We start from the raw sequence: 23,208 nt of genomic DNA, 5'->3' as shown, positions 1-23,208 counted from the left end.
TCGTCTTATGGCATTGGAAAATCAGGCTGCGGGGCCGTTGGACACACCAAATGAAAAACCGGCCCGCCGCACGCGCAGAACCCAGTCGGAACGTTCCAGCGATACGCGAAAACGCGTATGCATGGCGACGTTACAGGCGCTGACCGAAATCGGCTATGAACGCATTTCGACTCAGGAAATCGCCAAACGGGCACATGTCTCGCGCGGTGCCCTGACCCATCAGTTCCCGACCCGCAACGAACTGATCGTCGCCGCCTTTGAATATCTGATCCAGTCCTGGGAATATGACTGGCCCTTTGACGACACGCAGGGCCACCCCAAAATGCAAACCGACGAGCTGATCGACGTTCTGTGGGACAAACTGTTTGCGCCCGATACCTATATGGCGGCCCTTGAACTAATGCTCGCGGCACGGCTTGACGATGATCTGGGCATAAATTTGCGCAATGCCATGTCGCGCTGGACCACCAAACGCGACAATATCATCGCCGAAATCCTTGGCGTGACGCAGGATTGCGAACAAACCCGCACCTTCATCCAGATCAATCTCTGTATGCTGCGCGGCCTCGCCGTCCATAAAAGCTTCGACAGCGAACCGGACGCCGCCCGCAAGATGCTCGACCAGTGGAAGGAAATCCTGCGCGAATTGTCAAAATCCGGGCAGTTTCTGAGGTGAACAATACCGATTAACGATACACGGCAATGGCTCCGGCGAAATCTTCCCCCACCAGGCAAGGCATCATATCGCATACTGGTTGGATCAGGGGATCGGTAACGCCCGTAGCCTTGAAATTTGCCTCGTAATTGCACCAGGCCTGATAAAAATCGCGATCCGGCGGTCCTTTATCAAACAGCCAACGAGACAGCCCGGCAATGTCGCGATGCGGGTCGCGATATTCGATATCAATACCAATCAGCATATCGGGCCGCGCGGCAAGAGCCACAGCAACGGTATCGCGGCTGTGGCTGATACTCGCGCAAAATTGCATTTCCCCGCGCCGGATAACCGGTCGTCCCGACGGAGTGCGAACAGCATCAAACCTGGATGCAGTTCCTGCCAGCACCGTCTGCGCAAGGACATCCAACACCCGCCACGCGCAGGCCGAACTTGCGCGGCGACGTTCTGCCCGTGTGTCTGGCAAACCCGGCAACCGGCACCAATGCCAGAAAATCGTGTTATCAAAAGCCGTTTCAATCTGCATCAGTTCTAAATTCGGTATCCATTTGGCAAGTTTCAGTTGTATCAACCGTAATGATTTAATTAAAACCAATGTGTTCGCCCTGTCCGGGCAGACCATTTTATTCGGATCACATGGATCATAACAACAAAAGGCAGGTTGGATATGCGCAGTTTAAAATTTGCAGTCGTCGGAATACTCGCCCTTGTCATGGCCGCGTGCCGAACCACCCCGGTCGAGAACGTCAGCAGCCAACCGTTTCCGGCCGATGCCGCGAAACTGAGCATGGCACAGATTGAAGAAACCATTATCAAAGCTGCCGGTGGACGCGAATGGATCGTAACCCGCAAAGGTGAGGGCGAACTGATCGCCACCTATTCCCCACGCAACCATACAGCCAAGGTCGAGATTGATTTCGACCAAACTGCATTTTCCATCACCTATGCTGACAGCACCAACCTGAATTATGATGGTACTTCGATCCATTATAATTACAATCGGTGGGTCAATAATCTGCGACAGGATATTTTGCGCGATGTGTCGGCACAGGCCACCCTCGCAAATTAGGGTTTCATATGACGCTGCTGCACGCCCGGATGACGCATTGGGCGTTTTGGGAAAACCGCGATGACCATCCGGTTCTGAAAACCCGAACACCTGACGGCGTGATAACCCCGACCATTGGAATGACCAGTGCCAATCTGGCGCACAGCCTGAAACCGGTATGGCGGCGGCGGCTTGATCTGTATGGTCGTGCCGCCGCCGAGGTTCTGGCAAGCACCCTTGCGCCGGGGGGAAATCCTCCTGTCGTTTTTGCCTCCCGGCACGGCAATATCAGCCGCACACTGAAACTTTTGCATCAGGTGGCAATAGGTGAAACCCTGTCGCCTGCCGATTTCAGCATGTCGGTTCATAATGCCCCTGTCGGAATTGCCTCCATCAACTGGTCGATTACGCAAAGCCATACGGCAATTGCCGCCGGTGCCGACAGCTTTGTCGCCGGAATGACCGAAACCCTGTGCCAACTGGCAGATCAGGGCGAGCCGGTTATCCTGTGTTATGTTGATCTGGCACTGCCCGATGTTTATAACGATAACGATCCTGACGATATTTTCGGGGTTGCCTTTGCCGCCCGGCTGGAACCAGCAGGTCAAAAATCCGGCGATGTTTTCGGGTTCAGTCCTGAAACCCGACGCCTGCCCGATCCTCAGCCCCATCGACAAATCTGCGCCCTTGCCGCTTTCCTTGAAAACCCCGACGGTGCGTTCTGTCTTGCCGGAAAAACAGCAGGATGGTCGATAACGCATAATGACTAGGGGGACCAATCGGGGGATAAACTGGTACTGGCGGCTGGGGGCAACGGGGTTTGCCTTTTGCATCTTTGGGCTTGGCGGGCTTTTTTTGGCGGTCACCCTTTTTCCCGCCATGATGGTGATTTTGCAAAACCGGGCCAGGCGGCGCAAATATGCCCAGTTTGTCATCTGTCGCGGCTTTCGCGTTTTCACATGGATGCTGGACGTGACCGGTGTGGCACAGGCCGATACGGCCCATATCGAACGTCTGCGGTCTGCTCGTGGCGCGTTGATTATCGCCAATCATCCGACCCTTTTGGATGTTGTGATGATTTTGGCCCAAATGGACCGGTGTCAATGTGTGGTCAAGCACGAACTGTTTCGCAACCCGTTCATGGCGGGCGTGGTGCGGGCGGCGGGATTTATTCGGAATGACGACAATCCGGAAAACCTGATCGCACAGGCGCGCGCGCATTTGCAATCGGGTGCCTGCATCCTGATTTTCCCCGAAGGCACACGAACACCCAGCGGGGGCAAACTGGGCCCGCTACAACGCGGCGTTGCGAATATCGCGATAGAAACACAAGTCGACTTGATTCCTGTAGTTGTGCACTGTAATCACGACACATTGAAAAAGGGGGTACCGTGGTATCGCATTCCGCCATCGAAGATTCGTTATCGGTTGATGGTCGATACCCCGCTATCAATTGGGGACATTGCTGATCCGTCATTGTCACGCGCCAAACAGGCACGTGCCGTAACACGGGTCATCAAGAATTATTTTCTGGACAAACTGACCGATGACTTCGCTGGAAACAGAACTTAAAGCCTTCATTATTGAGACGCTTAATCTCGAAGACATAAGTGTCGAGGATATCGACAGCGAAGAAGCCCTGTTTGTGGACGGGTTGGGGCTTGATTCCATTGACGCCCTCGAACTTGGCGTCGCCCTTCAGAAAAAATATGATGTGCGGATTGATGCCAAAAACGAGGATGTCAAAACCCATTTTGCATCCGTGCGCAATCTGGCCAAATTCATTCAGACATCGGGCAAGGAGGGATAATCATGCAAAGCCGCGACGACGTTTATCAACAGCTGCGCGATTATCTGGTCGATCTTTTTGAAGTTCCGGCCGAAGACATCACCCCGAATGCCCGACTGATGGAAGACCTTGATCTGGACAGTATTGATGCCGTCGATCTGATCGTCAAATTTCAGGAAATCACCGGCAAGAAAATCCCGGCACTTGAATTCCGGTCTGTGCGTACCGTCGATGATGTCGTCGAGAAAATTCATGTCCTGGTCAGTTCTTAAACGGGTCGCGACATTTGCGCTTGCCTGCCTGGGCGTTGCCTATCCGGTTCTGGTCTATTTCGGGCTGACGACATTTTCCCCACGAATCATTCTGACCGGATTGATGATTGTCGTTCTGCTGCGTGCAACAATGTTTGCCGTCACAAAGCGGTATGTCGCAACCGGGCTTGTCGTCATGGTCGCGATCATTCTTGCAATTGCCGGGATCGCCAGCGAACTGGTCGCCATCCGCTTTTATCCGGTGATCGTCAGTCTGACGATGGGAACGGTATTCACGATTACGCTGTTTTCAAAAGCCCCGATGATCGAACGCCTCGCCCGGATCAAAATGCCGGACCTTGATGACTATGCGATTACCTACACAAGAACACTGACGAAAGTCTGGATCGGGTTCTTTATCGCCAATGCGATGATTTCGGGATGGACGGCATATTATGCCAGTATGGCAATCTGGACGCTTTATAACGGTCTGGTTTCCTACATTCTGATGGGCGTGCTGTTTATTGGTGAGTGGCCGGTCCGGCGCATCCTGCGCGCCCGGCATGATCGCAAAATCAAGGGCAACGCATGAACGGTTTTATCGAAAACCTTCACAACCCGGAAAATGCCGCCACCCTGTTGTGTATCGAAAGTGGCAAGGTCTTTCGTGTGGGCGATGTCTGCCCCGATATCGGGCGGCTTTCCCCGGTCCTGCGGCCCTATGATCGCATCGCCATTCATTGCCAGTCGGCCCGATTGTTCCTGATTGCCCTGACGGCCGCCTGGCGGGCTGGATCGACTGTGATTTTCCCGGCAACAGACCGCGCAGCGTATCTTGACGCCATTGCCGACCGATTTGATCTGTATCTTGACGATGCCGCAATCCTTGAAAAACTGTCCGCCCCCTGCCTGCCCCCTTCGGAAAACGACACGCTCCCGAACGCACAGGATTGCCGGGCGGTGTTTTTCACCTCCGGCTCAACCGGGGCACCCAAACCGGTTCACAAGAATCTGGCCCAGATTGAGGCCGAAATCAGTGTGCAGGAACCGCTGTGGCAACCGCGCATTCCGACCGACGCAAAAATAGCAGGATTGGTATCGCATCAGCATATTTACGGCCTGATTTTCCGGATCATCTGGCCGGTGATGACCAAGCGCGCCTTCTCCGCCGATCCCGCCGCCTATTGGGAAATGATGCAGGGCGATTTGCGTGATGGCGATGTTCTGATCACAAGCCCGGCTCATCTCAAAAACCTGCATCCCGACCTTGTCAACGTACCGCGTCCGTCGATGATTTTTTCGTCCGGTGGCCCGCTTGATCTGACATCGGCCCGCGAAACCACAGAAATGCTGGGTACTTGCCCGACAGAAATATATGGCAGTACCGAAACCGGCGGCATAGCCCATCGTCAGCAGATGGATGCCAACAGCATCTGGCTCCCCTTGCCCGGCGTCGATATCGGCCTGAACGATGCCGGATGCCTGCGGGTTCGCGCCAGATATATTGCCGGGGATGACTGGTATCAAACCGAAGATATTGCCGATATTGACACAAAAACCGGCTGCTTTCGGCTGCGCGGACGTGCGGACCGGGTGGTCAAGATCGAAGGCAAACGCATTTCGCTTGGCGCGGTTGAACGCCATTTGCGTAATTGCGATCTGGTCGAGGATGCGATTGCCCTGCTCCCGGACGAGAATGACCACAGACTGGGTGTCGTGGCTGTCTTGACGCCAGCAGGCTGTGACATGCTTGATGACATCGGACGGTTTCGCATGGGACGTCAATTACGGCGCGAAATTGCAAAATTCGAGGATGACGCCGCCCTGCCGCAACGCTGGCGCTTTGTTGAACATCTGCCATCCGACAGTCAGGGCAAGCGCCCGCTTCATCTCTTGCGCGCTCTGTTTGCCGACAAGGAACCCGGACCCCCGGAAATCGTTATACAAAGTCGCGATGGTGATCGGGTCAATCTGTCACTGCACCTGTCGGCCGATCTTGTTTATTTCCATGGGCATTTTCCCGACATGCCGATCCTGCCCGGTGTCGTGCAATTGCATTGGGCGGTCCATCAGGCAGCGACAATCTTTGATATACCCGTCACCATTGGCGAAGTGGCACAGCTTAAATACCGAAAACCGATCACACCGGGGTCAAATGTCATGCTGGAACTTGATTGCGACCGGAAAAACGCGAAAGTCAAATTCCGCTATTACTCAGTAACAGAAGGTGATCACAGCTCCGGCATTTTGAAGTGGCGCGAGGTTTTTGCATGAAAATGTGTGCGGTCATCCCGACCCATAATCATCATCACGTCCTTGGCGATGTGGTGGCGCGCATTCGTGCGTATGATCTGCCAATTTTTATCATCAATGACGGATCAAACGCAAAAACCCGCAACGTGGCTTCAGCCCTGCACAATCCGGAAAACGGCATTACCTGCCATCATCTGGATGAAAATGGCGGCAAGGGCGTTGCCGTCATGGCCGGTATCGCAATGGCCGACCGCGCCGGTTTTACCCACGCAATTCAGGTTGACGCCGACGGGCAGCACAACCTTGACCGGATCAAGGATATGATCCGCACCGCGCACGAACATCCCGAAGCCCTGATCACCGGTCTGCCGGTCTATGATGACAGCATTCCGGCAAAACGCCGGATCGGCCGTTGGGTTTCGCATGTCTGGGTCTGGATCGAAACATTATCGACCCATATTCGGGACAGCATGTGCGGCTTTCGCGTCTACCCCGTTTCCGCAAGTCTTGCTGTCTGGCGCGAGGAAGGATGCGGTCACAAAATGGATTTCGACACCGAACTGATGGTTCGGCTTTACTGGCGCGGCGTCCCGGTTTTGCATATCCCGACCGAAGTCACCTATCCCGAGGACAACACATCAAATTTCCGGATGTGGGATGACAATGTTCTGATCAGTTGGATGCATACGCGGCTGTTCTTTGGCATGCTGATCCGCCTTCCCGGTTTCATTCTGAACGGCGGGCATTTCGGGCCGAAAATCCGCAAAACCGGAATCGTCAAAAACCCCGGCGAAAGTTCCGGCCATTGGGCCGAAATCGACGAACGTGGTATTTATTGGGGTGCCCGGTTTCTGGGCATGGTCTATCGTTTTGGCGGGCGCAGACTTTGCCTGGCCGTCATGTTTCCGGTCATCGCCTATTTCTTTGCCACCGGGCGGATGGCCCGCCGCGCATCACACGATGTCCTGACCCGCATTGCCAAAATCAAGGGCACCTCGAAACCGACATGGCGGGACAGTTTCCGCCATTTCATGACTTTCGGGGAAAGTGCACTCGATAAAATCGCGGCATGGTCCGGTGCAATGAAGATCGACGATCTTGATCTTCCTGATCATGCCCAAAGCCTGTTTTCCTATATGCCGCGCGATCAGGCCGCGATTCTGTTTGTATCGCATTTTGGCAATATCGAACTGGTGCGTGCGATTGCCAGCCGGGATCGCGATTTTCGTGTTAATGTCCTGTTGCATCAGAAAAATGCGGCACGCTTTGGCCGGGTCTTGCAAAAGCTGGCCCCGGAAAGTCAGGTTGATCTGATCGAGGTTGCCGATATCGGCCCGGATACCGCCATCTTGCTGCGTGAAAAAGTTGCACGCGGTGAATGGATCGTGATTGCGGCGGATCGTCTGGCGATTGGTGCCCGTGACAAATCGGTCAGGGTGCCCTTTTTGGGCAGCCCGGCATCCTTTCCACAGGGTCCGTTCATCCTTGCCCATCTTTTGCAATGCCCGGTTTTCATGGTTGCGGCATGGCGCAATGGCAAACGCTTTGACATCGCCTGGGAAAAGCTTGCCGATCAAATCATTCTGCCGCGCACGGATCGAACCGGAAAAATCGCACATTATGCCGGGCAATATGCCGAATGGCTGGAAAAGCTTGTTGTTACGCAGCCGCTGCAATGGTTCAATTTCTATGATTTCTGGGCGAAAAAAAAGGACGACAATGAATAACAGCCGCACCCCTGTTTTGTTTGGTCAGGATCATTTGCGCATCGAGGATATCGTTGCACTGGCCGAACAGCGCGCCCAGCCTGTCCTTTCAACCGATCCGGAATTTTGCGCCCGCATTCAGGCCGGGGCGGATTTTCTGGATCGTCAATTGCGCGATCACGGTCATATCTATGGCGTTACCACCGGTTATGGCGATTCCGTATCGCGGCGTGTACCGCCGGAACTGGTTGCCGAATTACCCCTGCATCTTAGCCGTTTTCACGGCTGTGGTCTGGGAGAATTGCTGTCCCCGAATCAGGCACGTGCGGTTCTGGCGGTGCGTCTGGCATCGCTTTGTACCGGTTATTCCGGTGTCAGCCCTGATTTATTGCGGCAATTGGCAGGCCTTCTTGAACACGACATCACCCCCCTGATACCGCAAGAAGGATCGGTCGGTGCCAGTGGCGATTTGACACCTCTATCGTACGTTGCCGCCACCCTGATCGGGGAACGCGATGTGATCTATCGTGGCAATCAAACCACCGCCGCAACAGCCCTTGCCAAATCCGGTTTAACACCCTTAACCCTGCGTCCCAAAGAAGCCCTGGCGATTATGAATGGCACAGCGGTGATGACCGCCCTGATGTGTCAGGCCTTTGTCCGGGCCGATTATCTGTGCAAATTGACCGCCCGCATCACATCCCTTGCCAGTATCGGATTGCTGGGCAATCCGGCGCATTTTGATAAACGCCTGTTTGCCGCCAAGCCCCATCCGGGGCAGGCCCGCATCGCGGCCTTTATCGAAGGAGACCTTGGCGATCTTGGTTCGGGTTATGTCCCCGCCCGTTTGCAAGATCGTTATTCGCTGCGCTGTGCGCCGCATGTGATCGGCGTTCTGGCCGATATGATGCCGACATTCCGAACCACGCTGGAAACCGAACTTAACAGTGCCAATGACAATCCCCTGATTGATGTAGAAGGCGAAACCATCCTGCATGGCGGGCATTTTTACGGCGGGCATGTTGCCTTTGTCGCCGACGGCATGAAAATCCTGATTGCCAATCTGGCCGATCTGATGGATCGGCAGATGGCGCTTCTGGTCGATACCAAATTCAATCACGGCCTGCCGTCCAACCTGTCGGGGTCCACCCCGGATCGCGCATCGATCAATCACGGCCTTAAGGCCGTTCAGATCGGTGCGTCGGCATGGACGGCCGAGGCGCTTAAAAACACCATGCCGGCCAGCGTGTTTTCGCGATCCACCGAATGCCACAATCAGGACAAGGTCAGCATGGGCACGATTGCCGCACGCGATTGCCTACGGATTTTGCAACTGACCGAACAGGTTGCCGCCGCCAGCCTGATCGCCGTGCGACAGGCCATCGTGCTGCGCATAAAAAATGGCGACGTCAAAGACAGCCAGCTTGGTCGCGATCTTGCCGGTTTCCTTGACGCCCTTGGCACCGACATCCCCTTCATTGCCGAAGACCAGCCCCTTGAAGGCACCTTGCGCCTGCTGATAACACGCATTCAGGATCGGCACTGGTCGCTTTATGGCGGGGATATCGCAGAATGATCAGCGCATCGGTCCATGAAACGGTTCAGTTTTATCACCTTGACCCGATGAATGTGGTCTGGCATGGCAATTATGTGCAGTTTTTTGAGAATGCCCGCTGCGCCCTGCTTGATAAAATGGATTACAATTATCCGCAAATGGATGCGTCGGGTTATGTCTGGCCGGTGGTCGATATGCGGATCAAATATGTCCGCCCGTGCCGGTTTGCGCAGGAAATCACCATTACGGCAACGCTGCTGGAATATGAAAACCGGCTTAAAATCAATTATCTGATATCTGATACCAAAACCGGCGAAAAACTGACCAAGGGTTTCACCATTCAGGTCGCCGTGGAAAAAAACAGCGGCGAAATGCTGTATCGCAGCCCTGATTTCTTCATCGCCCGGATGGAGGCTCTGGTTTGAGCAAAATCGGCCATATCACCGCCACCGCCCTGACGGCGGTTCTTCTGGTTTGCGCAACGGTCACGCCCCCTCATGCCCAATCCCGAAATCCGGCGGGGATCGGACAGGATCAGTATTTGCAGGGCCAATTTTCGATGGACCGTCATCTGGCCGGATTTGACAAACCGCTGACCTCGGAGGGTGAATTTACCCTGTCCCCGGCAACCGGCCTGATCTGGCATACGATAACGCCGTTTCCCGGCATGACCGTGCTTGATGATCATGGCATCACGCGGATCGATGATCAGAATAACCGCGAAAACCTTGCCGGTGGCGATCAGTTTCGCCCTTTTATCGAACTGATTTCGGCGGTCCTGGCCGGGAATTGGGACCCGTTGCGCGAACGGTTTGATATTGTGCAGCAAACAGCCAAAGGTAACGATCCGTGGCAAATTGTCCTGACCCCAAAGGGGGGAAGCCCAATAGCCGGGCAAATCAGCAAAATCACCGCCACCGGCACGCAATTTGTCGATGTCGTGCAAATAGCAAAACCGTCCGGGGATCGTGATGCCATCACCCTGTCGGGTCAGGAATTGCACGATATGCCCTTGCCCGCCGATCTTGCCGATATTTTTGCAGGTCCGGCAAACTGATGACAATGCGCGCATCCATCTGGGCAATCTGCCTGCTGGTGATGGCCGTCTTTGGTGGCGCGCAACTGGTGGGCGGGCATACCGGAATTGATGCCGATTTCCTGTCGCTGATCGGGCAGGAACAAACCGGCGATGGCACCACCCCCGATGATATCCATACAGTACGCGATCTTCTGGCGCAGGATGGCCGACAGGCCATTTTCATGCTGTTTTCCCCGGATCGCACCAAACTGGAAACCGCAGGCACCCATCTGGCCAACGCGCTTTCGACCCTTGCCGGAACGAGCAGCATCACATTGCCCGGTCAGGGTGCGGATCGCCTGAACGAGCTGATGGATTTTTACGGCCCCTATGCGCACGGATTGCTTTCAGATACGGATCGGGAAACCCTGCAAAATGGCGAGGGCCACCGCCTTTATCGCCGGGCGGTACAAAATTTGTATTCTCCTGTCACAACGCTTGGCAGTCAGACGCTTCAGCATGACCCGTTTGCCCTGTTACCTGCCTTTTTATCCGGGCTGGGCGACAAACTGGGCAACGGGGCTGGTATCATCCAACGCGATGGACAATTTTATCTGCCCCTTATGGTCCGTCTTTCACCCGATCTGCGCCAAACCGGACAGGATTCAATCTGGGTCACGGGTGCGAACGATGCGATTAACGCCACCCTTGCCACGGCACCCGGCCTGAAAATTGCCAAAACCGGGCAGGTTTTCTTTGCCGTGGCCGAAGCCACGCGCGCCAAATCCGACGTGCAACGCATTGCAATCCTGGCGACCATCGGCATTGTTCTGATGATCGGGCTGGTATTTTATTCCCCCGTGCCGCTGATCGGCGCACTTCTGGTTGTCGGCAGCGGGCTGATTGCAGGCATGGCAGCCGTCACCCTGATTTTCCCGGCGATCCACGCGATTGCGCTGGTCTTTGGCGCAAGTCTGATCGGGATATCGGTCGATTATGCCCTGCATTATCTGGTGATGCCGCCCCATAGCGGCACCGCACAGGAACGCATCGCCAAAATCCGGCCGGGGTTAAGCCTTGGCCTTCTGACATCCGTCATCGGCTTTGGCGCGCTTTCCGTCAGCCCGACCCAACTTTTGGCGCAGATCGCGGTGTATTCCGTCGCCGGGCTGATCGCCGCCTATATCAGTGTGTTATGCCTTCTGCCTCTTATCCCGTGCCGCAAGGTTCAAACCTCATCACCAATCCATCGCTTTCACCATATCCTGCAAACCGGCCTTGCCAAAACGCGCACAGGCTTTATCGCCCGGCTTTGCCTTGCTGCGGCAATTTTTGCGGGGTTGATGGCGTGTCTTGTCGTGATTCCCGGCAATAACGATATAAGGCAACTGGGCCATGGCAACCCCGCCCTGATTCAGGAGGCAGCGCAAATTTCCGATGTGATGGGAATTGGCGGGCAACCGTTATTTCTGCAAATCCGTGGACAGGATGGCGAGGCCCGATTGCAAACCGCCGAGGCGGTGCGCAATGCCCTGACCCCGCTTTTGGCCAACGGATCGCTTGGCGGTATGATCGGGCTGGCTGATGTCATTCCCTCCATTGCACGACAAAGCGAAAACCGCAAACAGGTCAATGATGGACTGTATCGCCCGTTTGCCGATCAGCTTTCAGAACTCTTGCCGGTTACGGTGGCGGCACCCGATGAAAAGGCTCCGTTCCTGATCTTCGATGACCGGGCGGCATTGAACCTGCCCGAAATCACCGGTTTGCGTCTTGACGGTTCCGATATCATCCGACTGCGTGCCGCAACCGGAATTGATGCCATTACAACCGCGATTGCCGCGATCCCCGATACGCATGTGATTGATCCAGGCGCGACGATTTCTGCGCAATTTGCGCAATATCGCCACTGGGCGCTGATTGCACTTGGCATATCGCTGGGCGTTGCCGGTATTCTGGCGATTGTGCGATATGGCCTGATCAGGGGAATTTGTGTCTTTGCCGCCCCGGCGGGCGCAATCCTGATCGCGGTGATCGGGGGGCATTTGATCGGCATATCGCAGAATTTCTTTACCACCATGGCACTGTTTCTGGTGTTCGCGATTGGCGCAGATTATGTGCTGTTTCTGGCCGAAAGTCGCAATAGTGACCACAACAACGATACCCATCTGGCGGTCTTGTTATCCCTGATCAGCAGCGTTCTGACCTTTGGCCTGCTGGCAAGCAGTTCAGTGCCGCTGGTTAGCGATATCGGTTCGGTCATTGCCATCGGGCTTGTTGGGGCGTGGTTTCTCGCTTACTGGATGACCGCCCCGACCATCAAAAACAACAAGGAAACACCCCGTGACACCTGATTGCGATATTGCCGTGATTGGTGCCGGTCCGGCCGGATCGGTTGCCGCAAAATTTCTGCACGACGCCGGACTTGCCGTCACCGTGCTGGAGGCGCAAACATTTCCGCGATTTGTCATTGGCGAAAGCCTGTTGCCAAATTGCATGAATGTGATTGAACGGGCCGGTTTGCTGGATGCCGTCACAGCCGCCGGGTTTCAGTTCAAAAACGGGGCAGTTTTTGAATGTGGCCCACAGTATAAATCCATCGATTTTCGCGAAAATTTTGAACCCGTCGGCTGGGGCACAACATTTCAGGTGCAACGCGCCCGGTTCGATCAGATTTTGGCCGGTGAAACCGCCCGTGCCGGTGTCGATATGCGGTTCGGGCACAAGGTCACGGATGCCTGCCTGAAAGACGGCGATTGCCGCCTTGATTTTACCGATGCGGATGGCAAACCCGGCCAGTTGCGCACCGGATTTGTGGTGGATGCCAGCGGTTATGGCCGGGTATTGCCGCGCATGTTGGGCATTGCGCAACCCGGCAAATCCATCGAACGCCGGGCATTGTTTACCCATATGCGCGATCACATCACCGATCCCGCCTATGACCGGGAAAAAATCCTGATTACGGTCCACCCGGTTCGGTACGAAATCTGGTACTGGCTGATCCCGTTTTCCGACGGCACCGCATCGGTCGGAGTGATTTACCCCGATAACGATCCGACATTTGCCGCAATGACCGATCAGGATATTTTCAAACAACTGATCGACGATACACGTCTTGGAATCCTTTTATCGAACGCCGAACCGATCCGCGATATCTGTGCCATTGCCGGATACAGCGCCCAATCCGGACAGCTTTATGGCGATGGTTATGCCTTGCTCGGCAATTCGGCCGGGTTCCTTGACCCGGTATTTTCATCCGGTGTGACAATTGCCATGCATTCGGCGGAACTGGTGGCAAAGGCACTTGTCACCCGCCATCATGGCAAACCGGTTGACTGGGAACAGGATTTTGCGGCCCCCCTTTCCAGAGGGGTCGACACCTTTCGGGCCTATGTCGATGCCTGGTATGACGGGCGGTTGCAGACGATCATTTTCAATCAGCCCGATGATGATTCCCAACTGAAACGTATGGTCGTTTCGATCCTTGCAGGCTATGCATGGAATATGGAAAACCCGCTGGTTGCCAAAACCGGCCGTTATCTGGAAATGTTGCACGATCTATGCGCACCGTCATCCTGACCATTCTTTTATCGCTTGGCCTTGCTGCCTGCGGCACGCCTGCTGATCTGTCGCGCCTGTCCATGCCCGATCTGTCCATGCCGGCCCTGTTTTCGGGCGGGGTAAAACAGACCGTGATGCTGGATGACAATGCGGAATTCACCCTGCCCGGCAATCCGTGGGCGGGGGATGACAACCTTGACATCAGCCAGCAAATTCAGGCCCGCTGGGCCAAGGATGAACAGGGCACCTTTCAGGCCCGCATCGCACTTGCGCCCGGCGCGGTAAAAATCGTGATGATTGACGATCTTGGCCGACGGGCGATTGATATCGACTGGGATGCCGATGCCTTAACGATCCAGACGGCGGACTGGTTGCCCGAAACATTTGATGCCCGTCGGTTGCTTGCTGATATCGTGATGGTTTACTGGCCGCTTGATGCCCTCAAAAAGGCCCTGCCCGGTAGCATGTCGGTCACTGAAATCTTGGAACAACGTGTGATCCGCATAAATGCAACAGGCCGGATTTATGCCCGGATCGACCGCCCGTCGCGCGATATCTGGCAAGGCGTCGCCAGCCTGCGCAATGAACGGTTTGGCTATGACATCGCCATTCGATCACAACGCATGGACCCGTGACCATGCGCACTGATCCGGTCTGGCTATCCTCCCTTGGTATTGTTTCATCGCTTGGCAACGGCCTTGATGAAACCCGCGACACCATGTTTGGTGACCGGCCCGCCGATATGATGGCGCGGGACGGTTTTCTGTCTGACCGTCCTGTCATGCTTGGTTCTGTTACCGCCAAACTGCCACCCCTGCCCGATCATTTACAGCGCCATGACACACGGAATAACCGCCTGCTATGGGCCGCCGCCGCTCAGATCAAAACCGAAATCGCGGCGCTGATTGCGCAATACGGACGCGACCGCATCGGCATCATTCTGGGCACCAGCACATCGGGGATCGAAGAAGGCACGCAGGATTATCAGTCTTTGCTGGAAACCGGCAGCTTCCCTTCCGGCTTTTTATACAGCCATCAGGAAATCGGATCACCGGGGGATTTCCTGCGCGATGCGTTTGATCTGGGCGGCCCGGTCTATGTGATTTCAACGGCCTGTTCATCCAGTGCCAAGGCCTTCGCTGCCGGAGCCCGTCTGATCCGTACCGGGTTGTGTGATGCTGTTCTGGTTGGCGGTGTTGACAGTCTGTGCCGCCTGACCGTACGGGGATTTGATGCATTGCAATCGGTTGCCCTGGGCATCTGCAACCCCATGAGCAAAAACCGCGACGGGATCAATATCGGCGAAGGTGCCGCTCTTTTTATCATGCAGCGTGCCGCCGGTGACATTGCCCTGCTTGGGGTTGGTGAAAGTTCCGACGCCCATCACCCCAACGCCCCGCATCCCGATGGCAAGGGGGCCGCCGCCGCCATGCAAAATGCGCTGGATCATGCCGGAATAATGCCATCCGACATTGCGTATCTGAACCTGCATGGCACGGCCACACCGCTAAATGACGGGATGGAATCCCGTGCCGTTCGGGATGTCTTGGGTGATAACGTCCCATCCAGTTCGACCAAACCGATGACCGGCCATACGCTCGGTGCCGCCGGTGCAATAGAAGCCGCAATTTTGTGGCTGTCATTGCAGGATGCCCCCAATGGGGCGCCATTGCCCCGCCATATCTGGGACGGTGTCGCAGACGCAGATATTCCGCCCCTTCATCTGGTCGTGGCCCATAATGCCCGCCTTGCCCCAATGACAAAATGCGCGATGATGAGCAATTCCTTCGCCTTTGGCGGCAGCAATGTCTCGGTCATTCTGGGGCGCGGCTGGCATGACGGGAATACACCGGCATGAACAGCAACAAGGACCAAAATCCGTTCCCTCCGGTCGCCAGTCTGGTGCTGCATGCCGCCCCGATGCTGCTGATTGATCGGGTCATTGCGGCGGATGAGGACAGCATGCAGACCGAAATTTACATTACCAAAAACAGCCTGTTCTTTATCCCCCGCCACGGGGTGCCGGGCTATGTCGGGATTGAATATATTGCGCAAACAGTTGCGGCCTATAGCGGCTGGCGCGCGCAACAGGCCGAACCGGGCAGCAAACCCAAAATCGGATTTTTGCTGGGGTCGCGCAAAATGACGATGACCCGCGACTGGTTTGCCGCCGATACCCGGCTTGAAGTTCATGTCAAAAACATCTTTGAAGACGGCGAAATGGGTGTCTTTGACGGTGAAATCCGCGATGGCAATGATGTGGTTGTCAGTGCACGCATAAATGTCTATCAACCCGAAGATCCATCCGGGCCATCCGAACCTTCGGCCAGCACAAGAAAAGACACGGCAGAACAATGACAGAAACCATCTTGGTAACAGGGGCCAGCAAGGGCATCGGGGCGGCAACCGCCCGCCGTCTGGCAAAGGACGGCTTTGATATTGTTGTCCATTATCATTCTGACCGCGACGGCGCGCAAAAGGTTCTGGATGACGTTATCGCTCTTGGTCGGGCCGGACGCCTGATCCGGTTTGATCTTGCCGACCGGTCGGCAACCCGTCTCGCGCTGGAAAATGAACTGGGCGAATATGGCGCACCTTACGGGGTGATCCTCAATGCCGGGCTGACCCGCGACGGGCCGTTTCCCGCGCTGGAAGACGATGACTGGGATCGGGTTCTGCACACCAATCTTGATGGTTTTTACAATGTGATCAAACCGCTGGTGATGCCGATGGTTCAGCGACGCAAGGGGGGCCGGATCGTCGCCCTGACATCGATTGCCGGCATCGCGGGCAATCGCGGACAGGTCAATTATGCCGCGTCCAAGGCCGGGATTATCGGGGCGGTCAAATCGCTTGCCCTTGAACTTGCCAAACGCAAAATCACGGTCAATGCGGTTGCCCCAGGTGTTATTGCCACACAGATGACCGATGATCTGCCCGAAGACGAGGTAAAGGCCATGATCCCGATGCGCCGCTATGGCACAACGGACGAGGTTGCGGCCACCATCGCGTTTTTATGCAGCGCAGATGCCTCCTATATCACCCGTCAGGTCATCAGCGTGAATGGGGGGATGCTATGACCCGGCGCGTTGTCGTCACCGGCATGGCCGGAATTACCGCCCTTGGCAATGACTGGGCCACAATTTCATCGCGTATGGCCGCAGGCGAAACCGGCATTCGGCGAATGCATGACTGGGATGGCAAATATGATCTGCGAACCCGCCTTGCCGCCCCGGTCGCGGATTTCAACCTGAAAGGAAAATTCAACCGCAAACAATTGCGCAGTATGGGCCGGGTCGCACAAATGGCCGTCGCCGCAACCGACAATGCCCTTGAAATGGCGGGCTTGCGCAATGACACCGCCCTGTTGCAAGGCGGGCGGCTTGGCATTGCATATGGGTCATCCTTTGGCAGCACACCACCGGTCATTGCCTTTACCCGCCTGATGGAAACGGGCGACAGCAATGGCATCACCGCGACCAGCTATATCCAGATGATGAGCCATACCGCTGCGGTCAATATCGGGGTTCTTTATGGCATTTCAGGACGGATCATTCCGACATCAACCGCCTGCACATCGGGCAGCATGGGCATCGGTTACGCCTATGAGGCGATTAAATTCGGCATGCAGGATGTGATGATCGCAGGCGGGGCCGAAGAACTTTGCCCGACCATGGTTGCCGTCTTCGATACCCTGTTTGCCACCAGCACCTGCAACGATACCCCGGAACTGACCCCGCGCCCCTATGATGCGCGACGCGACGGCCTTGTGATTGGCGAAGGGGCCGGTACGCTGATTTTGGAAGAATACACACATGCCAAAGCCCGCGGTGCGACCATCTATGGGGAAATTATCGGCTTTTCCAGCAATTCTGACGGTGCGCATGTGACGCAACCCGCCGCCGACAAAATGCAAATTGCCCTTGGCAAATCGCTTGAAACTGCCGGTTTACAGCCGGGTGACATTGATGTGATCAATGGCCACGGCACCGCAACCGATCATGGTGATCTCGCCGAAACCACGGCAACACGCGCTGTCTTTAACCGCGCCATCCCGATCCATACCCTGAAAGGCCATTTCGGTCACAGCCTTGGCGCATGCGGTGCCATCGAGGCATGGCTGGGCCTTGAAATGATGCGCGAAGGCTCCTTCGTCGCTACGGCCAATCTGGCACAGATCGACCCGCAATGCGCCGACCTGGATTATATCTATAGCACCCCCCGCAAGATGACCGCCGAACATCTGATGAGCAACAATTTCGCCTTTGGCGGAATTAATACGTCACTGATTTTTCGGCAGGTTTGATCTGCGTAAAATTGGTTATCTTTTGATAGTGTATTTTCATCATCGAAAAATTCTACACAGATCTACCCGCACAGCCGAGGCGGTGCGTCGTACAATGCGGCAATCCCCCGCTTTCAATGGGGGATTACCAAAGTTTTTATGCCCCCGGAGGGTGTCAGGCGCCACAAAAGGTGACATTTGACTTGCTTCTAAATCAATTACTTAGCATTTCAAATTGACACAAAACTGCAGGATTGGCAGAGAAAGTGACATTTCTCATTTTCGCCATGACCGCGTAGTTCAAAAAGCTTTTATGCATCAAAAACCAACGAGAATTTTCGTCACCCTGCATTAAACACCGAACACCTTATGTGTCCCGCCTCTGCTATGAATGCCCGTTGTCAGCCCTGGCGAGGACTGACGGCAGGAATGGGCTCTGTGGGCGGCGCTTGTTGAAGCGGGAATCTATACGAGGCAACTTCCCCCGGCCCAGATCAAGGCCTTTGCGATGTCGCGAGGGACGCGAACCAAGACGGATCGTATCGACGCGGAACTCATCGCCCGGTTTATGCTGTTCCGCCCAGAAGCCGGACGGACATTGCCAAGTGATAATCTGCGCATTCTCAGAACCTTAACGACAAGAAGGGCTCAAATCGTGGATATGCGCAAGCGACTTTCGATGCAGATAGCGGCGCGCCAAAAGCAAGGCATTTCCGCCGATGTTGAGGATATGGACGATGTCCTCAAGGCCTTGCTCAATACCTGGATCGGAGACATCGAAAGTCGGATTGAAAGTGTCACTGCACAGGAGAAAACCACTGCTGTGAAAGCAAATCTCCTGCGATCGATTCCCGGCATTGGACCGGTTTCAGCGGCCATGCTAATCGCAGAAATGCCGGAACTCGGTCGGATGACATCAAGGCGAGGCGGCGGGCATTGCGACATGTGTTGTTCCAAGCCGCACTCGCCGCGCATATCACAACCCAATGCTAAAGCCCGTCGCACAACGCCTCAAGGAGCGTGGAAAACCGCACAAGCTTGTCATCATCGCAATCGCAAACGCGATCCTCAAAACCGGTGAAACATGGCGACATCAACCTGACCGATAGACACAGTTGCTGTCAGAGCTTTGCAATAAACTTAAAGATTCCTCCCCCAAAGGCACAAATTTTGCCCGAGATGCTCAATCAGCATTTCGGTAAGTACTTGAACTTTTCGTACAGGGTGCTGGCCAGGTGGTCGGACAACATATGCGGCCGCAGGTGGCGGAGGGTAACTTGTCATGACCGGAATCAGTGCACCGGATCTTAAATATTCACAGATCAAGCTGTCGGGAAGGTACGCAAGGCCCAGCCCGGCTGTTGCCGCAGCGGTAAGAGCTATGCCGTTGTCGGATTTGAAGCGTCCCTGTGGCTGGACCGTGATGACCTTGTCGCAATCCATAAATTTCCAGGACTCTGTTCCCTGCATAAGGGCCTGATGCGCTATGAGTTCCTCTGGCGTTTCCGGAGCTCCATGTGCCTCGATGTAAGACGGGCTTGCGACAAGTTTCAAATAGACGGGGCCGATGCGTTTGGCGAGCAGGTTGGAATTCCGAAGGTAGCCCACCCGGATCGCGCAATCAAAACCTTCGGTAATAAGGTCAACAAAGCGGTCGCTATAGGAAGCATGAAGCTGAAGCTGGGGATAACGCTGTGCCATGTTCGCAAGCATGGGGGCAAAGTGTATCGGCCCCAAGGAGAGCGGCATGGCAATTCGAAGGCGACCGCGAAGATCACCCGTTGGCATAATCGTGTCCCTTGCCAGTTCGATTTCGGCACTGATCCTTGCGGCGTGTTCTCGAAATGCAACGCCGGCTTCAGTGAGGGCGGCACCGCGTGTTGTTCGCGCAAGAAGCTGGACACCAAGCGCTGCTTCAAGCCGAAAGAGCCTGCGACTGACAATTGATTTGGATACACCGAGCCGTCGCGCAGCGGGCGAAACTCCCCCCGCATCGGCAACCCCAACGAATGTTTCTAAGTCTTCTATATTCAATTTGGCGTTCTCTATTTCACAACACTGCAGCACGCGAAGGGGTGTTTGTTTACCGCGCGCGGAACTAAGCATGTCCATCTCATTGATGAACAGCGGGTGCTGGTTGTGACCTCAGAAAAAGACGTTTTGAAAAGAGCGCTAAAGCAAGGCCGGACCGGCTTGGCTGTCGTGGAAGCATTCCGTCACAGCGGCTCAATCCGGCAGTGGGATGTGCTCATCACGGTCATTGATAGGAAGATCGAAACGTCCCTTGCCCCAGTTTGCTGCGCGCCATTCGGCTTTGGCTTCTTCGATGCGCTCCTTGGATGAGGCAACGAAGTTCCACCAGATGTAACGTGGTCCTTCAAGGGTGGCGCCGCCGAGGATCATGAGCCGCGCGCCTCTTTCGCCAGCCGATACGGTGATTTTATCTCCTGGACGGAAGACCATCATTTGAGAGGGTTGATATTCCTGTCCGGCGATCAATATTGAGCCTTCAACGATGTAGATGCCTCTGTCCTCGTGATTGTCGGGCAAAGGCAATCGCCTTCCCGCTTCAAGCACCACATCTGCGTAAAAGGTTTCGGAGAACATTGTCGCAGGCGCAACCTTGCCATAGGCGTTCCCGAGAATAAGCCGAACCGTGACGCCAGAATCCTCGATTATCGGCAGCGTCTCTTTGTTATGGTGCTCGAATATCGGCGCCATATCCTCATATTGGTCGGGCAGGGCTAGCCAGGTCTGTATCCCGAACAAACTGTTGGGACCGCTCCGGGCCGTCGCAGAAGTCCGCTCCGAGTGGGTGACGCCACGCCCGGCAACCATCCAGTTCAACTCGCCGGGACGGATGATCTGATCTGCCCCTGTACTGTCCCGATGATGGAAATCACCGCGAAAAAGATACGTAACTGTGCCAAGACCAGTATGCGGGTGAGGTCTTACATCGACACCTTGACCGGTCAGGAACTCGGCCGGTCCGGCTTGATCAAAGAAGATGAAAGGCCCCACCATTTGCCGCTTTGGCGCAGGCAAGGCGCGACGAACTTCGAAATCGCCAAGATCCCGCGCGCGCGGGACAATAAGTGTCTCAATCGCGTCCGTATCTACATCATCGGGGCAGCCCGGTTGCAATGCTGGATTCCAACTCATACGCATCTTCCTCTCTGATCATTTTCTCGTTCTGATCTGGCATGCACGATGCTCTACCAGGCCGACGGATACCTCAGAGTGGCGTATGTTTTTTCGCTCCGCTAGTCACGCTATGCGCTTAACTGTGTCGCGCGAAGTGGAATGTCTGCCGGGAATACGCTTGTCCGGGACCTCTGGGTTGGCTCTTGCTGGCATGTCAGGGGCTTTGTTCCCAGAGATGGGGATTGGATTGGACATGTTCAATGAGCATTTCGGTCAGTATGCGCACTTTCCGGTCCGGGTAACTTCCGGGTGGACGGACCACATAGGCAGCCCCGGATTTGGGTGGATATTGAGGCATCACCGGAACGAGAGCACCGGAGACCAGATATTCATGGGTAAGGCAATTGGGAAGACACCCAATGCCAAGACCTTCTGCGGCAGCAGCGGTCAGTGCTATGCCATTGTCGGACTTGAAACGCCCTTGCGGCTGCACCGTAACGATTTTGTCACCGTCCATCAGATGCCAGGACTCGGTGCCCTGTAGAACGGCTTGGTGGAATGCAATGTCTTCGGGCGTTTCAGGTGCGCCATGCGTCTTGATGTATGAGGGGCTTGCAACGAGCTTGCCATGGATCGGCGCAATGTGCTTTGCAATAAGGTTGGAATCGGGAAGAAGGCCCAACCGGATCGCACAATCAAATCCCTCGGCAATAAGGTCTACGAAGCGATCACTATAGCAGGCATTGATCTGAAGCTGGGGATGGCGTTGCGCCATTTTTGCAAGCACGGGGGCAAAGTGTGTCGGACCGAACGAAAGCGGCATGGCGATACGAAGCCGGCCACAAAGTTCACCCGTTGGCAGCAGTGTGTCTTTTGCCAACTCCAATTCATCCCGAATCCGCGCAGCATGTTCGCGAAATGTAGTCCCGGCTTCGGTAAGTGCCGCCCCTCGGGTCGTGCGCGCCAGAAGCTGGACACCAAGCGCCGATTCCAGACGCAAAAGCCGTCGACTGACGATTGATTTGGATAGACCCAGTCGACGCGCAGCAGGGGAAATTCCCCCGGAATCAGCAACTTCTACAAATGTTTCTAATTCTTCTATATCCAATTTCGTGTTCCCCGTGTTGCGACACAGCATATCATATACGGGCACTAGTGTCTTATCCAGAGACCTGCGACTGTCGATTCATAGGGCACCTGAAAAATCAAATCGAGCAAACGAGCCCTGATTACAAAGACAGAAGAGGACAGTCTTATGAATATTCGTAATGGCCTTGATTCACTCCTTCGCCCCGAAGACTCCGTACTTGTGCTGATCGACCATCAGCCCTACCAGCTTGCGAACCTGAACAGCCACGATCCTCATATGGTGGTGAACAATACGGTGGGGCTGGCGAAAGCAGCCAAAGCTTTCGGTGTTCCTACTATCCTGACAACCGTGATCGCACGTCAGGGCGGGAACATTTTTCCCCAGATTACCGATGTTTTCCCCGGACAGGAAATCATTGACCGGACTTTGATCAACACTTGGCAAGACCCAAAAGTGGTAGATATCGTCAAGGAAACAGGCCGCAAACAACTTGTCATTGCAGGCCTGTGGACCGAAGTCTGTGTTGCGATGCCAACGATTCAGGCCCTTGGCGAAGGGTGGGACGTTACGGTCGTCACCGATGCATCCGGCGGTGTTTCAGTCGAAGCCCACGAAGTCGCCATCCAGCGCATGATCGCGGCTGGGGCGAATATGATGACCTGGATGGCAGTGGCTTCGGAATGGCATCGCGATTGGGCTCGGAGCGAGCACATTGCCGAGTTTTCGGAAATACTCAAGCAACACGCTGGCGCAAGCGGCATCGCGTACTTGTGGGAGCAGCAACTGCTTAATACGCCTGTACCCGGTCAGGGATAATCAATGGACTGATCAG

Annotated in this window: 25 protein-coding genes; 21 read left to right on the top strand and 4 right to left on the bottom strand. The window is 55.2% G+C overall.

Translation table 11 applies throughout. The features are described from left to right. The first annotated feature begins 121 nt into the window (after positions 1 to 121). A complete protein-coding gene (locus Q8O73_RS10715) occupies positions 122 to 676 on the top strand; it encodes a TetR/AcrR family transcriptional regulator (RefSeq protein ID WP_305558149.1) in 555 nt (184 codons plus the stop codon). Between the two features lie 10 nt (positions 677 to 686). On the opposite strand, the gene Q8O73_RS10710 is transcribed toward Q8O73_RS10715, so the two are convergent. Next, positions 687 to 1,298, bottom strand: coding sequence for a 4'-phosphopantetheinyl transferase superfamily protein (locus Q8O73_RS10710; RefSeq protein ID WP_305558148.1), 612 nt, complete (start codon positions 1,296 to 1,298; stop codon positions 687 to 689). A 45-nt stretch (positions 1,299 to 1,343) separates the two neighbouring features. Here Q8O73_RS10710 and Q8O73_RS10705 point away from each other — a divergent pair, with 45 nt between their 5' ends. From Q8O73_RS10705 to Q8O73_RS10615, 19 genes are all read left to right on the top strand, one after another. Continuing rightward, a complete protein-coding gene (locus tag Q8O73_RS10705) occupies positions 1,344 to 1,745 on the top strand; it encodes a hypothetical protein (protein WP_305558147.1) in 402 nt (133 codons plus the stop codon). Positions 1,746 to 1,753: 8 nt separating this feature from the next. Continuing rightward, the gene (locus tag Q8O73_RS10700) at positions 1,754 to 2,494 is read left to right on the top strand and encodes a beta-ketoacyl synthase chain length factor (protein ID WP_305558146.1); all 741 of its coding nucleotides are present in this window, start codon (positions 1,754 to 1,756) and stop codon (positions 2,492 to 2,494) included. Next, a complete protein-coding gene (locus Q8O73_RS10695) occupies positions 2,487 to 3,296 on the top strand; it encodes a 1-acyl-sn-glycerol-3-phosphate acyltransferase (RefSeq protein WP_305558145.1) in 810 nt (269 codons plus the stop codon). The genes Q8O73_RS10700 and Q8O73_RS10695 overlap by 8 nt, the downstream gene beginning before the upstream one ends. Continuing rightward, the gene (locus Q8O73_RS10690; RefSeq protein ID WP_305558144.1) at positions 3,271 to 3,534 is read left to right on the top strand and encodes a phosphopantetheine-binding protein; all 264 of its coding nucleotides are present in this window, start codon (positions 3,271 to 3,273) and stop codon (positions 3,532 to 3,534) included. The genes Q8O73_RS10695 and Q8O73_RS10690 overlap by 26 nt, the downstream gene beginning before the upstream one ends. Positions 3,535 to 3,536: 2 nt before the next feature. After that, a complete protein-coding gene (locus Q8O73_RS10685) occupies positions 3,537 to 3,785 on the top strand; it encodes an acyl carrier protein (RefSeq protein ID WP_305558143.1) in 249 nt (82 codons plus the stop codon). Beyond that, positions 3,766 to 4,356: a hypothetical protein gene (locus Q8O73_RS10680; protein WP_305558142.1), complete on the top strand. Its 591-nt coding sequence runs from the start codon at positions 3,766 to 3,768 to the stop codon at positions 4,354 to 4,356. Before Q8O73_RS10685 ends, Q8O73_RS10680 begins: the two co-directional genes overlap by 20 nt. Further along, complete coding sequence (locus Q8O73_RS10675; RefSeq protein WP_305558141.1) at positions 4,353 to 6,038, top strand: AMP-binding protein; 1,686 nt, start codon at positions 4,353 to 4,355, stop codon at positions 6,036 to 6,038. The genes Q8O73_RS10680 and Q8O73_RS10675 overlap by 4 nt, the downstream gene beginning before the upstream one ends. Continuing rightward, the gene (locus Q8O73_RS10670) at positions 6,035 to 7,744 is read left to right on the top strand and encodes a glycosyltransferase (RefSeq protein WP_305558140.1); all 1,710 of its coding nucleotides are present in this window, start codon (positions 6,035 to 6,037) and stop codon (positions 7,742 to 7,744) included. The genes Q8O73_RS10675 and Q8O73_RS10670 overlap by 4 nt, the downstream gene beginning before the upstream one ends. Further along, positions 7,737 to 9,299, top strand: coding sequence for a histidine ammonia-lyase (hutH, locus tag Q8O73_RS10665; protein ID WP_305558139.1), 1,563 nt, complete (start codon positions 7,737 to 7,739; stop codon positions 9,297 to 9,299). The genes Q8O73_RS10670 and hutH overlap by 8 nt, the downstream gene beginning before the upstream one ends. Next, positions 9,296 to 9,703 (top strand): thioesterase family protein, encoded by a 408-nt coding sequence (locus tag Q8O73_RS10660; protein ID WP_305558138.1) that lies wholly within the window; start codon positions 9,296 to 9,298, stop codon positions 9,701 to 9,703. Before hutH ends, Q8O73_RS10660 begins: the two co-directional genes overlap by 4 nt. Continuing rightward, entirely contained in the window at positions 9,700 to 10,335 is a 636-nt protein-coding gene (locus tag Q8O73_RS10655) for an outer membrane lipoprotein carrier protein LolA (RefSeq protein ID WP_305558137.1), read from the top strand. The genes Q8O73_RS10660 and Q8O73_RS10655 overlap by 4 nt, the downstream gene beginning before the upstream one ends. Then, complete coding sequence (locus tag Q8O73_RS10650; RefSeq protein ID WP_305558136.1) at positions 10,335 to 12,650, top strand: MMPL family transporter; 2,316 nt, start codon at positions 10,335 to 10,337, stop codon at positions 12,648 to 12,650. Before Q8O73_RS10655 ends, Q8O73_RS10650 begins: the two co-directional genes overlap by 1 nt. Then, on the top strand, positions 12,640 to 13,875 hold the full coding sequence (locus Q8O73_RS10645; protein ID WP_305558135.1) for an NAD(P)/FAD-dependent oxidoreductase: 1,236 nt from the start codon (positions 12,640 to 12,642) through the stop codon (positions 13,873 to 13,875). Before Q8O73_RS10650 ends, Q8O73_RS10645 begins: the two co-directional genes overlap by 11 nt. Continuing rightward, positions 13,857 to 14,492 carry a DUF3261 domain-containing protein gene (locus Q8O73_RS10640; RefSeq protein ID WP_305558134.1) on the top strand — a complete coding sequence of 212 codons (636 nt, stop codon included), beginning with the start codon at positions 13,857 to 13,859 and terminating at the stop codon, positions 14,490 to 14,492. The genes Q8O73_RS10645 and Q8O73_RS10640 overlap by 19 nt, the downstream gene beginning before the upstream one ends. A 2-nt stretch (positions 14,493 to 14,494) precedes the next feature. After that, positions 14,495 to 15,715: a beta-ketoacyl-[acyl-carrier-protein] synthase family protein gene (locus tag Q8O73_RS10635; RefSeq protein WP_305558133.1), complete on the top strand. Its 1,221-nt coding sequence runs from the start codon at positions 14,495 to 14,497 to the stop codon at positions 15,713 to 15,715. After that, positions 15,712 to 16,215: a hypothetical protein gene (locus tag Q8O73_RS10630; RefSeq protein WP_305558132.1), complete on the top strand. Its 504-nt coding sequence runs from the start codon at positions 15,712 to 15,714 to the stop codon at positions 16,213 to 16,215. The genes Q8O73_RS10635 and Q8O73_RS10630 overlap by 4 nt, the downstream gene beginning before the upstream one ends. Beyond that, entirely contained in the window at positions 16,212 to 16,937 is a 726-nt protein-coding gene (gene fabG, locus Q8O73_RS10625) for a 3-oxoacyl-ACP reductase FabG (protein ID WP_305558131.1), read from the top strand. Before Q8O73_RS10630 ends, fabG begins: the two co-directional genes overlap by 4 nt. Then, positions 16,934 to 18,163 (top strand): beta-ketoacyl-ACP synthase, encoded by a 1,230-nt coding sequence (locus tag Q8O73_RS10620; RefSeq protein ID WP_305558130.1) that lies wholly within the window; start codon positions 16,934 to 16,936, stop codon positions 18,161 to 18,163. Before fabG ends, Q8O73_RS10620 begins: the two co-directional genes overlap by 4 nt. A 415-nt stretch (positions 18,164 to 18,578) precedes the next feature. After that, a complete protein-coding gene (locus Q8O73_RS10615; protein WP_371135078.1) occupies positions 18,579 to 19,223 on the top strand; it encodes a transposase in 645 nt (214 codons plus the stop codon). Positions 19,224 to 19,282: 59 nt separating this feature from the next. Here Q8O73_RS10615 and Q8O73_RS10610 read toward each other — a convergent pair whose 3' ends face one another. The 3 genes from Q8O73_RS10610 to Q8O73_RS10600 all read right to left on the bottom strand — a co-directional run bounded on the left by Q8O73_RS10610 (position 19,283) and on the right by Q8O73_RS10600 (position 22,394). Next, on the bottom strand, positions 19,283 to 20,248 hold the full coding sequence (locus tag Q8O73_RS10610) for a LysR family transcriptional regulator (protein WP_305558129.1): 966 nt from the start codon (positions 20,246 to 20,248) through the stop codon (positions 19,283 to 19,285). 120 nt (positions 20,249 to 20,368) lie between these two features. Then, positions 20,369 to 21,304 (bottom strand): pirin family protein, encoded by a 936-nt coding sequence (locus Q8O73_RS10605; RefSeq protein WP_305558128.1) that lies wholly within the window; start codon positions 21,302 to 21,304, stop codon positions 20,369 to 20,371. Positions 21,305 to 21,500: 196 nt separating this feature from the next. Then, positions 21,501 to 22,394, bottom strand: a complete 894-nt coding sequence (locus Q8O73_RS10600; protein WP_305558127.1) for a LysR family transcriptional regulator — start codon at positions 22,392 to 22,394, stop codon at positions 21,501 to 21,503. 147 nt (positions 22,395 to 22,541) lie between these two features. Between Q8O73_RS10600 and Q8O73_RS10595 the strand changes: the two genes are divergently transcribed. Then, on the top strand, positions 22,542 to 23,192 hold the full coding sequence (locus tag Q8O73_RS10595; RefSeq protein WP_305558126.1) for a hydrolase: 651 nt from the start codon (positions 22,542 to 22,544) through the stop codon (positions 23,190 to 23,192). Positions 23,193 to 23,208: the final 16 nt, after the last annotated feature.

Origin of the sequence: Thalassospira sp. (assembly GCF_030690045.1) — a bacterium.
Classification (GTDB): domain Bacteria; phylum Pseudomonadota; class Alphaproteobacteria; order Rhodospirillales; family Thalassospiraceae; genus Thalassospira.
This window is presented reverse-complemented; position numbering and strand designations above follow the sequence as displayed.